Here is a 13,528-nt window from a genome sequence, read left to right as displayed (position 1 = left end):
CCCCGCCCGCGGGGGGGGGGGGGGGGGGGGGGGGGGCGGGGGGGGGGGGGGCCCCCAAGCCACGGGAGATGAGTCAGCGGCGTAGCACGTCAGGATCGAGAGGCTGTCACCCCACCCCGGCATGGGCCGCGCTAAGCGCGCCCCATGCCGACCCTCCCCCTCCAGGGGAGGGTGAAAGAGAAGGCGAGGCGATGTCCTTGCCACTAATCGGTTCCGCTCTGCTGCATCGCCGGCTCGCGCGCCAGCAGCGTTCGCGTTGCGGCGGTGACGTCGTCCTGGCGCATCAGGCTTTCGCCGACCAGGAAGGTCGACATGCCGACGCGGGCGAGGCGGGCGAGATCGGCGGGCGTGAAGATGCCGCTCTCGCCGACCATCAGGCGATCCTGCGGGATCCGCGGCGCCAGCGCTTCGCTGGTCGCAAGCGTGACCTCGAAGGTGCGCAGGTTGCGGTTGTTGACGCCGATCATCGGCGAGCGGAGCTTCAGCGCGCGGTCGAGTTCGGTGCCGTCGTGGATCTCGACCAGCACGTCCATGCCGAGATCGAACGCGGCGTCCTCGATGTCCCTGGCTTCGGCATCGTCGAGCGCCGCCATGATGATCAGGATGCAATCGGCGCCGTAAGCGCGGGCTTCGACGACCTGATACGGCTCGTACATGAAATCCTTGCGCAGCGCCGGCAGCGACACGGCGGCGCGCGCCGCGACCAGATAGTCGAGACTGCCCTGGAACGACGGCGTGTCGGTGAGCACGGACAGGCACGCTGCGCCGCCTTGCTCATAGGCCTTGGCGAGGGCCGGCGGATCGAAATCGGCGCGGATCAGGCCCTTGGACGGCGACGCCTTCTTGATCTCGGCGATCAGCGCGTAGTCGCCGGCCGCATGCCTGGCGCGCAGCGCGCGCAGGAAGCCGCGCGGCGGCGCCGCCTCGCGCGCGATCGCCTCGAGCCCCGCAAGCGGCCGCTCGCGCTTCGCCGCCGCGATCTCCTCGCGCTTATAGGCCTCGATCTTGTTCAGGATGTCGGACACGGCGATGCTACCTACGTTGCTATGATCCAGTCGCTTAGTCTTCCGTCATGGCCGGGACAAGCCCGGGCATGACGACCGCTGTGACTTCACGCCGCCGCCGCGGAGACCGCGATCAGCTTCTTCAGCCGCGCTTCCGCCGCGCCGCTGTCGATCGACTGGGTGGCGAGGGCGACGCCCTCTTTCAGATCCTTGGCCTTGCCGGCGACGATCAGGGTCGCGGCGGCGTTGAGGACTGCGACGTCGCGGTAGGGGCCCGGCATGCCTTCCAGCACCGCCCGCAGCGCCACCGCGTTGGCCTCGGCGTCGCCGCCCTTCAGCGCCTCGGCGGGCGCGCGGGGCAGGCCGGCATCCTCGGGGCTGATCTCGAACGTCTTGATATCGCCGTTCTTCAACTCAGCGACGGCGGTCGGGCCTGAGAGGGTGATCTCGTCGAGTCCGTCGGATCCGTGCACGACCCAGATCGCTTCGGAGCCGAGGTTCTTCAGCACTTGCGCGAGCGGCTGCACCCATTGCCGCGAGAACACGCCGATCATCTGGCGCTTGACGCCGGCCGGGTTCGACAGCGGGCCGAGCAGATTGAAGATCGTGCGGGTCGCGAGCTCGACCCGGGTCGGGCCGACATTCTTCATCGCCGGGTGATGCGTCGGCGCAAACATGAAGCCGATGCCGGCTTCGTGGACGCAGCGTCCGACCTGGTCGGGGGTGATGTCGATCTTGACGCCGAGCGCGCCCAGTACGTCGGCGGCGCCGGATTTCGACGACAGCGCGCGGTTGCCGTGCTTGGCGACCGGCACGCCGCAGCCGGCGACGATGAAGGACGCGCAGGTCGAGACGTTGACGGAGCCGGAGCCGTCGCCGCCGGTGCCGACGACGTCGACCGCATCGGCCGGGGCGTCGACGGTGAGCATCTTGGAGCGCATCGTCGTCACCGCGCCGGTGATCTCGTCGACGGTCTCGCCGCGGACCCGCAGGCCCATCAGCAGCGCCCCCATCTGCGACGGCGTCGCGTCGCCCGACATCATGGCGTCGAACGCGCTCGCCGCTTCGTCCCGCGTCAGGGTCGCGCCGGTCGCGACCTTGGCGATTACTGCCTTGAAATCAATCATTGTCCCCACCCGGCGCTTCGCCGCCGCTGTCGCCGCGTCAGTTGGTCGCCGCCCCCGTGGCCTGCGCCACCGCCTGCTGGTTGATCTTGGTGCCGAGGTCCTGCTCGAGCCAAGCGATATATTCGCCGACCTGTTCGTCGGTGAGGCGCTGCAGCAGGGTGTCCTTCAGCTTGGTCACGTCGGCCGACGCAAGATCGGCCGGCGGCACCGTGACGTCGGTGACGCGGAACACGAACCAGTCGGTGCCGGTGTCGCCCTGGCTCTGGCCGGTGCCGTCCTTGGCGGTCCTGAACACCGCCTTGACCACGTCGGCCGGCACTGCCGTGCTGCCCTCGCGCTTGAGGCCAGTGGCCGTCTGCACCGTCACGCCGGCCGGCGCGACGTCGGCCAGCTTGCCATCGGCGCCGAGCTTCTGCACCAGTTCGGTCGCCAGGGTGCGCAGCCGGCTGGTGACCTGATCGGCGCGCCAGCGCGCCTCGACCTTGTCCTTGACCTCGTCGAGGCTGCGCTCGTGCGAGGGCGTCACGCCCAGCACGTCGAACCACAGGTAGCCGTTCTGATAGCTGATCGCCTCGGCGTCGACGCCGACATCGGCGTTGAAGGCCTGCGTGACGAGGTCGGCACCCTGCGGCAGCGTCTTCACCGGCTGGCCGTCGGGGCCGTTGCCGCTGCGGTCGACCGCCTCGATGGTGACGGCGTTGAGGCCGAGCGTCTTGGCGGCGTCGACGATGTTGGCGCCGCCGGCGCGGGCGTCTTCCACCTTGTCGTGCAGCGACTGCACCTCGGCGCGGGCGCGCTCCAGTGCGATCTCGCGCTTGATGGTCTGCGCCACGCTTTCATAGCTCGGCTGAACGCCCGGCTCGATCTTGGCGACCTTGACCAGCGCGGTGCCGAATGCGCCCTTGACCGGCTGGCTGACCTCATTGACCGGCAGCGCGAACGCCGCGCCGGCCACGGCCGGATCCAGCATGTCGGCCTTGCTGATCAGTCCGAGATCGACGTCCGCCGGCTTCAACCCGCGCTCGGTGGCGATATCCTCGAACGACGTGCCCTCGGCGATCTTCTTGCGGGCGGTCTCGGCGTCTTCGGCGTTGGGGAAGACGATCTGCGACACCTGCCGTCGCTCAGGCGTCGACAGCTTGTCCTTGCGCTCGTCATAGACCTTGCGCGCGTCGTCATCCGAGATCTCGGACCATTTGGCGATCGAGTCCGGCGTCACCGCCAGGTAACCGATCTTGCGCGTTTCGGGGGCGCGGAACTGCGCCTTGTGCTGCTCGTAATAAGCGGCGAGCGCTTCGGGCGACGGCGCCTCGATGGTGCCCGCCTGCGCCTCGGTCAGCTTGAGATAGTCGATCGAGCGCTGCTCGTTCTGGAACTGGCTCGCCACCTGCAGCATCGTGGCCGGCACTGCGAGACCGTCCGTGAGGGTGCCGGCGATCTGCCGCCGCAGCGCGACCTTGCGCTGTTCGGTAATGTAGCGCTGCTCGGTGAAGCCGAACTGGCGGATCACCTGCTGGAAGCGGTTCGGATCGAACGCGCCGTTGGTGCCCTTGAAGTTCGGGTCCGCCAGAATGCTCTTCATCGTGTCTTCGTCGGACTGGCCGAGGCCGAGCCGGCGCGCCTGCTCGTCGAGCGCGGCTTCGGCGACCACCTGCTGCAGCACCTGGCGGTCGATGCCGAAGGCGCGCGCCTGATCCGGCGTCAGCGGCCGGCCGAATTGGCGGCCGATCTGCTGCAGCCGATCATTATAGGTCTGGCGGAACTGCTCGATCGAAATTTCGGTGCTGCCGATCGAGGCGAGCGTCGAGCGGCCAAAGCCACGGAAGATGTCGGCAATACCCCAGACACCGAAGCTGATGATCAGCACGCCCATCACGATCATCATGATGGTCTTGCCGACCCAGTTGGAGGAGGCGTTGCGAATTCCGCGAAGCATGGAGCCACTTTTTTTCAGGAGGGAACCGGCCGCGCGATTGCGCGCGGAGGCGCAAATTAGCGTCGCCGGCTTGAAAATCCATCATAAAGTGGCGGCGAAAGCGTCGCAACCAACGACGGCGTCGCAATGCCGGCCGCGGCTACCGCCTGGTACAGCGGCGCACGTGCAGCCCGACGCGGTGCGCGATCACGCGGCCTTGAGCATCGCAAACGGCTCTGCTAGCGACATTGTGCAACCCTAACACGCGAGAGTGTCAATGCCGGTCCACACCGTTCGTCCGCTGATTGCCGGAAACTGGAAGATGAACGGCCTCAAGGCGGCATCATCCGAATTCGAGGCGATGTTGTTCGGCGCGGCGCAGGTCTCGCAGGGAATCGACCTGCTGGTGTGCCCGCCAGCGACTCTGATTTCAGCCTTTGCCGACCAGCTCGCCGCCGCCAACGCGGGCGGCTCGCTCAAGGTCGCGATCGGCGCGCAGGATTGTCACGTCAACGCCTCCGGCGCCCATACCGGCGACCTGTCGGCCGAGATGCTGGCCGATGCCGGCGCCCGTGCCATTATCGTCGGCCATTCCGAGCGCCGCGCCGATCACGCCGAGACCGACGCCATCGTTCGCAGCAAGGCGCAAGCGGTGTGGCGGGCAGGGCTGGTGGCGATCGTCTGCGTCGGCGAAACGCAGGGCGAGCGCAACGCCGGCCATACGCTGGACGTGGTTGCCGGCCAGCTCGCGGGATCGCTGCCGGACGGCGCCACCGCGGCGAATCTGGTGGTCGCCTATGAGCCGGTCTGGGCGATCGGCACCGGGATGACCCCGACCGTCGAAGATGTCGAGGAAGTTCATGGCTTTATCCGCCAGACCTTGACACAGCGCTTCAGCACCGAGGGCGAGCAGATGCGGCTGCTGTATGGCGGTTCGGTGAAGCCGTCGAATGCCCGCGAACTGCTCGGCGTGCCGCACGTCAACGGCGCGCTGGTCGGCGGCGCCAGCCTGAAGGCCGCCGACTTCCTTGCGATCGCCGCCGGCTGCCCCTAACTGAGGGCGGACAAAAGGCTTTATCGGCGCGCGTCTGGATCCGTCCGGGGGTGACAATGCCCCCAACGATCGTGTAGACACCGCGCGACTTCGTTTTATCCCGCAAGCCTGTCGAGCAGCTCGCGCCGGCGCCATGCCGACCTTTCGGCGGTCCAGGCTTGTGATGGAAGGGTACCATGCAGACTGTCATTATCGTCATTCACCTGATGTTGGTCCTCGGCTTGATCGGCACTGTGCTGCTGCAGAAGTCCGAAGGCGGCGGCCTGGGCGTTGGCGGTGGTGGGGGCGGCGGCTTCATGTCGAGCCGCGGCACGGCCAACCTGTTGACCCGCACCACCGCGATCATGGCGGCGGGGTTTTTCGTGACCAGCCTGCTGCTCGGCTGGCTCGCGACCTATAACCGCAAGCCGACCAGCATCCTGCCGACCGCCGTTCCGACGCAGCAAGCGCCCGGCACGCCGGCACCCCCGGTTTCCCAGGGCGGCGGCATCCTGGATTCGCTGCGGCAGTCCGACCAGCAGCAGCAGAACCAGCCGCCGGCTGCTCCGGCGCCCCCGCAGTCGCAATAAGCATTGCCGGCATGCATTGACGGCAGCTGGCGAAGAGTCTGAGCTGCCGTCTGTAATCGTTTGAATACGCTGTTTTTTCGGCGTCACCCACAGGCATATCAACGCTCGCCCGTTGAGAACTAATCGCTTTGGCGAATCGGGCCGAGACGCTTAAAGGTAGGCTCCCATGGCGCGGTACATCTTCATCACCGGCGGCGTGGTCTCCTCGCTCGGCAAGGGTCTGGCATCAGCGGCACTCGGTGCCCTGCTGCAGGCGCGAGGCTACAAAGTCCGTCTTCGCAAGCTCGACCCTTATCTCAACCTCGATCCCGGAACGATGTCGCCGTATCAGCACGGCGAAGTGTTCGTGACCGACGACGGCGCCGAGACCGATCTCGATCTCGGCCACTACGAGCGTTTCACCGGCCGGCCTGCAACCAAGCAGGACAACATCACTACCGGCCGGATCTATCAGGACATCCTGACCAAGGAGCGCCGCGGCGACTATCTCGGCGCCACCATCCAGGTGATTCCGCACGTCACCAACGCGATCAAGGATTTCGTCCTCAGCGACAATGACGGCTACGACTTCGTGCTGGTCGAGATCGGCGGCACGGTCGGCGACATCGAGGGCCTGCCGTTCTTCGAGGCGATCCGCCAGATCAAGAACGATCTGCCGCGCGGCGACGTGATCTACATCCACCTGACGCTGCTGCCCTACATCCCGAGCGCCGGCGAGCTGAAAACCAAGCCGACCCAGCACTCCGTCAAGGAGCTGCGCTCGATCGGCATCCAGCCCGACATCCTGCTGTGCCGCACCGACCGCGAGATCCCCAAGGAGGAGCGGCGCAAGCTCGGACTGTTCTGCAACGTCCGCGAAAGTGCCGTGATCGAGGCCCGCGACGTCGACAACATCTATGCGGTGCCGGAGGCCTATCACGCTGCCGGGCTCGACGACGAAGTGCTGGCGGCGTTCGCGATCGCCGCCCAGGAGCCGCCGCAGCTTGCGCGCTGGCACGAGATCAACGAGCGCGTCCGCAATCCCGAAGGCGCGGTGACGATCGCTATCGTCGGCAAGTACACCGGGATGAAGGACGCCTACAAATCCTTGATCGAGGCGCTCAGCCATGGCGGCATCGCCAACAAGGTGAAGGTCAATCTCGACTGGATCGAGAGCGAGGTGTTCGAGAACGAGGACCCCGCGCCGTTCCTCGAGCACGTCAACGGCATCCTGGTGCCCGGCGGCTTCGGTCAGCGCGGCGCCGAGGGCAAGATCCGGGCGGCGCAGTTCGCGCGCGAGCGTGACGTGCCGTATTTCGGCATCTGCTTCGGCATGCAGATGGCCGTGATCGAAGCGGCGCGGAATCTCGCCGGCATCGAGCAGGCCAACTCCACGGAGTTCGGCCCGACACCGGAGCCGCTGGTCGGCCTGATGACCGAATGGGTGCGCGGCAACGAGCTCGAGAAACGGTCGCAGGCGGGCGATCTCGGCGGCACGATGCGGCTCGGTGCTTATTCGGCGGCGCTGAAGCGCGGCAGCCGGGTGTCGCAGGTCTATGGCGGAGCCACCGAGATCTCCGAGCGGCATCGCCACCGCTACGAGGTCAACACCGCCTACAAGGATCGGCTCGAACAGCACGGCCTGCGGTTCTCCGGCATGTCGCCGGACGGTGTGCTGCCGGAGATCGTCGAATACGAGGATCACCCCTGGTTCATCGGCGTGCAGTTCCACCCCGAACTGAAGTCACGGCCGTTCGACCCGCACCCGCTGTTCTCGTCCTTCGTCGAGGCGGCACTGGTGCAGAGCCGGCTGGTGTAGAATTCTGCCGGGCTTTAATAAGCCCGGTAGCTGCCGCTGAACGGCGGCTTCTCCAGCGCCATCGCCCATCCGTCCGGCCAGATCCGGAGCTGGTGGGCGCCGTCGCGCTGCCATGCCGCGACTTCCGATTTCCAGTCGGCACCCGAGGTATAGGGTGCGCTGCACAGCAGCAGCGTGGCGGTTTGCGCCGCGATGATCCAGCCGAACAATCCCGCCCCGAAATAGCCGCGCAGTCCGGTCTCGCTGGCAGTCCAGCTCAGCAACGCCAGCATCATCAACGCGTGCGGCACCAGCTGATAGCGCCCGCCGCCGACGTATTCCAGCAGCCCCATCTTATCGCCGAGGGCCGCGACGTAGCTGGCGGTCAGAATGCCAGCGCCGAGCAAAAACCACAGCGGCGACGATGCCGGACGGCGCAGCGCTCCCAGCAAGGAAACGCCGTACAGGCTGACGACGATCAGCAGCGGCCATAGCGGCCGCCCGCCGAGCATGTATTGGCTTCTCAACCTGTCGATGACCCAGGTCGCCCGGTCTGCGTCGAGCATCGGAAGCAGGATGTGCTTGACCAGCAGAACAGCACCCAACACCGAAATCGGCATGCCGAAGGTGCGCTCGGCTGGCTCGAAAAAGAACGTCACTTCGACGGCGATGCCGCCCAGAAACAGCAGCGTCTGGATCGCCCGTTGCGGGGAGCGCTCCTGCAGCGCCCGCAGGACCAGGAGCGGCGACAGAAACCAGGCGGCAGGGGCGCTCAGCGCCGCCAGCAGCAGAACGGCATAGTGAAAGAAGCGGACCCGCGTGCGCTCGCTGTCCAGCGCTAGAATAATGCCGACTGCGACGGCGAGATGGTGCTGGCTGTTGATCGAGTTGAGCCAGGTTTCTTCCGCCGCCGGCGGTAGCGCCAGCGCGAGAAGCGCCGCGATCGCGGTCCAGCGACGTTGCGTCCACGGCGTGCGGCTGGTCAGGATGAGGCTGGGCGGAACGAGCTGGATCAGCAGCGCGATGACGCCCGTCACCAGCGGCGCATGGGTGAGGGGGAAGAACGAGGCCAGCAAAGTAGCGGCGTTCGCAGTCAGGTTGAGGTAACCGGTATGGACGGCGAGCAGCGCCTCGCTCCAACTCAGATGCCAGGCATTTGCGAAGAAAATGCTGCCTTCCTCGGCCCAGAATCGTCCGTGGACGATCGCATGCGGAATGCGGACGACAACAAGTCCTGCGAAGACGAGCAGATAGCAGAGTTTCTCCCCCAGTGAGGGACACTTGCTCCACCACGTTCTATCGCAGACGGTCGCCGGAGGCGAGCTCACTTCAAGGTGCTGCAACGATCCCCACTTGTCATCGATTTGCGGTCGCGAACGTAGCCAGGCAGCATGAAAAATGTCAAACCGCAAAATACGACATTGGGTAGCAAGCGCCGCCCGTCGCCGACATCAACTGCTTCTCCCTGAGTATCAGTTCTCGAACAGCACGAATGCCGCCCAGACGGACGGGTCCTCGGCGGCCGTGATCTTGCCGTGGATCGCTTCGATGCGGACTTTGCGCAGCGCCGACGCGTAGTCGAGCTTGTCGTCGGCGAGCACCTGGTACAGCCGCGCCATGAAATTGGCGGTGCCTTCGTCGCTGACTTCCCACAGCGTCAGCAGCGAGCGCCGCGCGCCCGCAATGGCGAGCGCGGTGGGGAGGCCGCGGACGCTGCCGATGCGGCTCGGATCGCCGAGGGCGGTTTCGCAGGCCGACAACACGACGAGGTCGGCGGCCGACAGATTCCAGTCCATCAGTTCGCGGGCATAGATCACGCCGTCCGCACCGTCGCGCCGCGGCGTCCGGCTCAGCAGGGGATGCGCGGCGACGAGACCGCTGCGCCACAGCGCGTCGGTCCGGTCGGTCGCGGCCTTGTAGAAGCCGTGGGTGGCGAGATGCAGCAGCGCGGCGCCTTCGGCCTTGCCGCGGATCGCGGTCTCGTCGCTGTCGCCGGTCAGCTGCACGCTGGAAATATCGCGGCGCTGCAGATCCGGCGCGATGCGGTCGATCTCTGTCCTGGTCGACGGCAGCTGACTGGCCGCGCCGGCGTAGTCGAGGCCGCCGACCAACACCGCCCTGGTACCGGCGATCAGCTTGTCGTCCTGATCGGCAAACACGATCGCATCGGCGCGGGTCAGAATGCGGGTGTCGTAGATCTCATCCAGATAGCGACCGGCGCCGTCCTGAAGCATTGCGAAGGGCAGGCTGTAGAGGTCGGCGTCCGGTACCAGAAACAGCCGCGTCACATTGGCGAGCTGCGGCTTCAACGGCCCGATCAGCGTGTCGTACAGCCGGCGGAACGGCTGCGTGCGATTGGTCTCGGCAACGCTTGGGGCGGTGAAGCTGTCGAGTAACCCGAGATCGATCAGCTGCGGCTGCTTGCCGGCGCGGCGGACCACCGCCTGTAGCCGGGGCGCGGGCTTCGGATCGGCTGGGTTGACGCGGCTGCCGCGGCCGCTGACGAAGAAATCGACCAGCGCGTCGTTTGGCCCAAGCTTGTCCTCGGCCGAGGGCAGGCGCATGTCGGCCGGCGGCTTTGTGCCGGCACGCGTGGCGAGCTGCTGCCGCGCGTCGTCGAGCCGCCGCAGCACGTCGCGGGCATCGTCATCGAGCTTGCCGGAGGACAGCATTTCCTGCCGCTGTCCGGACAGCCGCAGCACGGTGCGAGCAAGGTCGCGCGTCGCCTCGTCTGGCAGGCGGTCGAGCGTCAGCCGCAGCAGCGTCCGCTCGCCGTCTTCCATCGTCTTCCAGCGCGACACCGCGTCCGCATAGGCGACTGACGCTGCCGGATCGATCAGCGCGTAGCGGCCGTATTCGTAGAGAATGTCGTCGGCGAGCTTGCGCATCGTTTCGGCGACGTAGCGGTTGCCGGCGGTGCCGACCTCGCGCAGCATCCACCGGAACGATTGCTGCTCGACATCCTTGAAGGTCGCCAGAGCGTCGGCATCGCCGCGCTTCATCCGCGTCACCGCGACGCCAAGCAGCGCGTCGAATGTGATCGGATGCTGCCGTGCGATCGTCTCCTGCGCGCGCTGGTACGCGTCGATCCGCAGCGCGAGCGCGCGGGCGCTGTCGCCGCGCCGCTCGTAGTGATCGGCGGAAAGCTGCGCGGATTTGATGCGTAGCAGGTCGGGCGCGCCGTTCCAGTCCTTGACCCGCGCCAGGGCGTCCAGTTCGGGTGCGCTCAGGGGACGGTCGGGATGAAAATAGGCCTTGGCGTAAGCGATCCATGTGTCGGCCTGGGCGACGTGCTCGGAGGTCGGGTCGGCGAGCTCGGCGGCGCAATGCTTTTGTTGCGCGAGCGCCTGCATGGTCGCGGCCTCGTTACCCATCGCCAGATGATCGAGCGCGAGGTTGCTGGCGCTGACCAGAGCCTGGATGCTGCCGACGCCATAATGGGCGATCCGCTTCTTGAGGAGCGGCTCGTCGATCTGGGCGGCGAGATCGGGATGTCCGACCATGCGCAGCGCTTCGGCGTAGTTGTTCTCGGTGCGCCACGTCAGCGGCTCCTTGTCGCCGAGCGCCTTGCGGGCGCCGAGATACGTCTCCTCGGACAGATTGAGCCCGGCCGCGACGGCGCCGTTGTTAGTCAGCAGCGTGGCGAGGATGTCGCTGCCGGCGATATCCTCGGCGGTGTTCGGGCCGTAGGTGGCGCGCATCCGCTTGCGGGCTTCGATCGCGACCGGAATGCCGCGCTCGTATTGCACGGTGCGCTCGAGGAAGCGGGCGTATTCGAACCACAGCGTGGTGGCTTCGGGACTGCTGTCGCGCGCGGAGCGGCTGTTCGCGCCTTCGGCGAACAGCTCCGAAGCTGTCGTGGTGTCGCGGCGGCGCTCGAAGAAAGTGACAGCGTTGAGATAAGCCCGGATGGTGAGGGTGTGGTAGTTGCTGTCCCGAACGGCGCGCAGCGCTGCGCTGAGGCGCTGCCGGCCGCCATCGCGGTCGCCGGCCTGCAGCGTTCGAAACGCGTCGTTGATCTTCGCCACCAGCTCGCGTTCGCTCGGCGCCCCGCGCTGCTGCGCGCGTGCGTCGGAGGGGGCTAGTGCGGGCAGCACCGGCGCCGCGATGAGGACGGTGAGCAGCAGTCGGGCGAAGCAGGCGCGCGCGGGGCGTCGCTGAGTTGAACGGATCGACATCAGGGAAAACTGGGCGTGCGGTTATTTGCAGCCGGCGGTCGCGTCGCCCGCGCGTGCGATCGGCTTGTCGTTGATGAAGACGTTGCTGCCGCCGCCGACGACCACGCCCCCGCATGTGGTCTTGCCGCCCATGACTGCAGCCGGCTTGCCATTGATGAAGACGTTGCTGGCCCCTTCGATGATCGAGCCATCGGAGGTCGTATCACCGGCACGCGCTGCGGGCTCGCCGTTGACCGTGACGTTGTCGCTGCCGCCGGTCACCACGCCGGGTGTCTGCGCCGCGGCCGGCGCGGCAACGAGAACGAGCAAGGTGAGGGCAGAAATCAATCGCATTTCGAGTCTCCAGTTGAAGTGCAGCATGAACACATGCGGGTTCAAGGTAACTGCTGACAGCTGTTGTGTCGTGGTACGCGGCGCCGGTTCGATTTTCACGGTGTTCGGACGCTTGTGTGTCACATCCCGGACAGATTTTCGATCGGGGGTGGATGATATTGTTGACGTCAACCAAGACGTACGGCGAGTAACAGGGATCGAGGATCCGAGATGGTACAGCCAGTCACGCTCTTCGCATGGGCAGTTCCAGCCTGGGATTCCGAGTCTCCCGTCGATCACACCTGGGTCACCAGCTACGATAATCGGATCCATGCCTATCCAACGATCACCGAGGTGGTCGGCGCCAATCAGTTCTTTTGGTACTGCTGGGGATCATTTCACGCCGTTGGCGGCACGCCGGTGAATCCGAACGGCTTGCTGGGGCAGCAGCCGGGCGATCTGGCGGTGGCGCAGTGCTTGGTCAGACCCAATCTCGACTCCCGGACCTCATCGCTCGCGCGCGGCACGATCTATCACTACGGCGTCGATGGTGTTTGCCACCAATTGGCCAATCAGGTGTTGTATGCAACCGGGCTCGGCGGCGGGGGGCCGATGACGGTGCACAATGCCCGCGGCTATCTGCTCAGCAGCTATATTTACGGCACCTACGGACTGCAGCAAACCGCATGGTCGTCGAAGGTGGCCTCGTGCACGTCACAGCAGTTGGCGCCGGGACCGGCCCGACCGGAAGGACTGAGGATGGGGCGAGACGAGCCGTCGCCGGAAGCCGATGAATTCGAAAAGCGGGCGATGGTGCTGCTCGCCGGCCAGCCGGCCAAACTCGGCAGGCTGCTGCAATTACGCAGCGAAGTGCAGCAATTCGCGGCGCGCGCATGGCCCGGATCAGGCCAGCCGAACGCACTGGCCCTCAATGCACGCAATCAAGAGCTGATCGACGAAGCCGCCCGGCTGCTCGGGCCGGACGATTTCCGCAAGCTGTTCGGCGCCGATCCAGGCGCCAAGGTCAATCTGGTCGATCCCCACATCGCGAATTCGGCGGGCGAAATCCCGCCGCCGAAGCAGCGTTAGAGCGCCATCACGCCAGGGGACTGCGATCGGCCAGGAGGGGGGGCCATGCGGCGGACGCGATGCTGTCCGCCGCAGCGGCCGCTTTGACGTTCTCCCGGATTGTTGCCACAACACCGGCACGCGCCGGCGCGGCGAGACGCGCGCCCGCCGAGGGAGGCTTCGTCATGATCTACGAGTCCCGGACGTATCGCTGCGTGCCCGGCCGGCTACCGGCGCTGCTGAAGCGATTCGAGACGACCACGTTGAAGCTGTTCGAGAAGCACGGCATTCGTGCGACCGGCTTCTTCACCACGCTGGTCGGCGCCTCCAACCAGGAGCTGACCTATTTCCTCGCCTGGGAAAATCTCGCCGAGCGCGACCAGAAGTGGACCGCCTTTGTGACCGATCCGGCATGGCTGACCGCAAGGGCGAAGAGCGAAGAGGACGGCCAGATCGTCGAGACCATCGCCAATCAGCTACTGACGCCGACGGCGTTCTCGGCGATGAAGTAATCACATCGGCTT

At 66.5% G+C, this 13,528-nt stretch carries 11 protein-coding genes; 5 read left to right on the top strand and 6 right to left on the bottom strand.

What is annotated here, in order from left to right:
• Positions 1 to 203 precede the first annotated feature (203 nt).
• The 3 genes from trpC to LPW26_RS15005 form a co-directional block, all read right to left on the bottom strand.
• Positions 204 to 1,025 (bottom strand): indole-3-glycerol phosphate synthase TrpC, encoded by an 822-nt coding sequence (gene trpC / locus LPW26_RS15015; protein WP_238736219.1) that lies wholly within the window; start codon positions 1,023 to 1,025, stop codon positions 204 to 206.
• An 86-nt stretch (positions 1,026 to 1,111) separates the two neighbouring features.
• Entirely contained in the window at positions 1,112 to 2,131 is a 1,020-nt protein-coding gene (gene trpD, locus LPW26_RS15010; protein WP_238736218.1) for an anthranilate phosphoribosyltransferase, read from the bottom strand.
• Positions 2,132 to 2,168: 37 nt separating this feature from the next.
• Entirely contained in the window at positions 2,169 to 4,067 is a 1,899-nt protein-coding gene (locus tag LPW26_RS15005; protein ID WP_238736217.1) for a peptidylprolyl isomerase, read from the bottom strand.
• 256 nt (positions 4,068 to 4,323) lie between these two features.
• Between LPW26_RS15005 and tpiA the strand changes: the two genes are divergently transcribed.
• The 3 genes from tpiA to LPW26_RS14990 all read left to right on the top strand — a co-directional run bounded on the left by tpiA (position 4,324) and on the right by LPW26_RS14990 (position 7,467).
• On the top strand, positions 4,324 to 5,100 hold the full coding sequence (gene tpiA, locus LPW26_RS15000; protein ID WP_238736216.1) for a triose-phosphate isomerase: 777 nt from the start codon (positions 4,324 to 4,326) through the stop codon (positions 5,098 to 5,100).
• A gap of 176 nt (positions 5,101 to 5,276) precedes the next feature.
• Positions 5,277 to 5,669, top strand: coding sequence for a preprotein translocase subunit SecG (gene secG, locus LPW26_RS14995; protein ID WP_238736215.1), 393 nt, complete (start codon positions 5,277 to 5,279; stop codon positions 5,667 to 5,669).
• Positions 5,670 to 5,835: 166 nt separating this feature from the next.
• The gene (locus tag LPW26_RS14990) at positions 5,836 to 7,467 is read left to right on the top strand and encodes a CTP synthase (protein ID WP_238736214.1); all 1,632 of its coding nucleotides are present in this window, start codon (positions 5,836 to 5,838) and stop codon (positions 7,465 to 7,467) included.
• 14 nt (positions 7,468 to 7,481) lie between these two features.
• Here the strand turns inward: LPW26_RS14990 and LPW26_RS14985 are convergent, their stop codons facing one another.
• From LPW26_RS14985 to LPW26_RS14975, 3 genes are all read right to left on the bottom strand, one after another.
• Positions 7,482 to 8,789 carry a hypothetical protein gene (locus LPW26_RS14985; RefSeq protein WP_238736213.1) on the bottom strand — a complete coding sequence of 436 codons (1,308 nt, stop codon included), beginning with the start codon at positions 8,787 to 8,789 and terminating at the stop codon, positions 7,482 to 7,484.
• Positions 8,790 to 8,918: 129 nt separating this feature from the next.
• Entirely contained in the window at positions 8,919 to 11,624 is a 2,706-nt protein-coding gene (locus tag LPW26_RS14980) for a CHAT domain-containing protein (RefSeq protein ID WP_238736212.1), read from the bottom strand.
• Positions 11,625 to 11,645: 21 nt separating this feature from the next.
• Positions 11,646 to 11,957: a PAAR domain-containing protein gene (locus tag LPW26_RS14975; protein ID WP_238736221.1), complete on the bottom strand. Its 312-nt coding sequence runs from the start codon at positions 11,955 to 11,957 to the stop codon at positions 11,646 to 11,648.
• Between the two features lie 210 nt (positions 11,958 to 12,167).
• Between LPW26_RS14975 and LPW26_RS14970 the strand changes: the two genes are divergently transcribed.
• Positions 12,168 to 13,025, top strand: a complete 858-nt coding sequence (locus tag LPW26_RS14970) for a hypothetical protein (RefSeq protein WP_238736211.1) — start codon at positions 12,168 to 12,170, stop codon at positions 13,023 to 13,025.
• 164 nt (positions 13,026 to 13,189) lie between these two features.
• Complete coding sequence (locus tag LPW26_RS14965) at positions 13,190 to 13,516, top strand: NIPSNAP family protein (protein WP_238736210.1); 327 nt, start codon at positions 13,190 to 13,192, stop codon at positions 13,514 to 13,516.
• Positions 13,517 to 13,528: the final 12 nt, after the last annotated feature.

Source organism: Rhodopseudomonas infernalis, assembly GCF_022271405.1.
GTDB classification, from domain to species: Bacteria; Pseudomonadota; Alphaproteobacteria; order Rhizobiales; family Xanthobacteraceae; genus Rhodopseudomonas; species Rhodopseudomonas infernalis.
The sequence above is the reverse complement of the archived record's forward strand: the minus strand, read 5'-3'. Positions and strand labels throughout refer to the sequence as shown.

Coding starts and splice junctions, on each gene's coding strand:
- trpD (WP_238736218.1), bottom strand. CDS start 2,131: ATGATTGATTTCAAGGCAGTAATCGCCAAGGTCGCGACCGGCGCGACC.
- LPW26_RS15005 (WP_238736217.1), bottom strand. CDS start 4,067: ATGCTTCGCGGAATTCGCAACGCCTCCTCCAACTGGGTCGGCAAGACC.
- tpiA (WP_238736216.1), top strand. CDS start 4,324: ATGCCGGTCCACACCGTTCGTCCGCTGATTGCCGGAAACTGGAAGATG.
- secG (WP_238736215.1), top strand. CDS start 5,277: ATGCAGACTGTCATTATCGTCATTCACCTGATGTTGGTCCTCGGCTTG.
- LPW26_RS14990 (WP_238736214.1), top strand. CDS start 5,836: ATGGCGCGGTACATCTTCATCACCGGCGGCGTGGTCTCCTCGCTCGGC.
- LPW26_RS14980 (WP_238736212.1), bottom strand. CDS start 11,624: ATGTCGATCCGTTCAACTCAGCGACGCCCCGCGCGCGCCTGCTTCGCC.
- LPW26_RS14975 (WP_238736221.1), bottom strand. CDS start 11,957: ATGCGATTGATTTCTGCCCTCACCTTGCTCGTTCTCGTTGCCGCGCCG.
- LPW26_RS14970 (WP_238736211.1), top strand. CDS start 12,168: ATGGTACAGCCAGTCACGCTCTTCGCATGGGCAGTTCCAGCCTGGGAT.
- LPW26_RS14965 (WP_238736210.1), top strand. CDS start 13,190: ATGATCTACGAGTCCCGGACGTATCGCTGCGTGCCCGGCCGGCTACCG.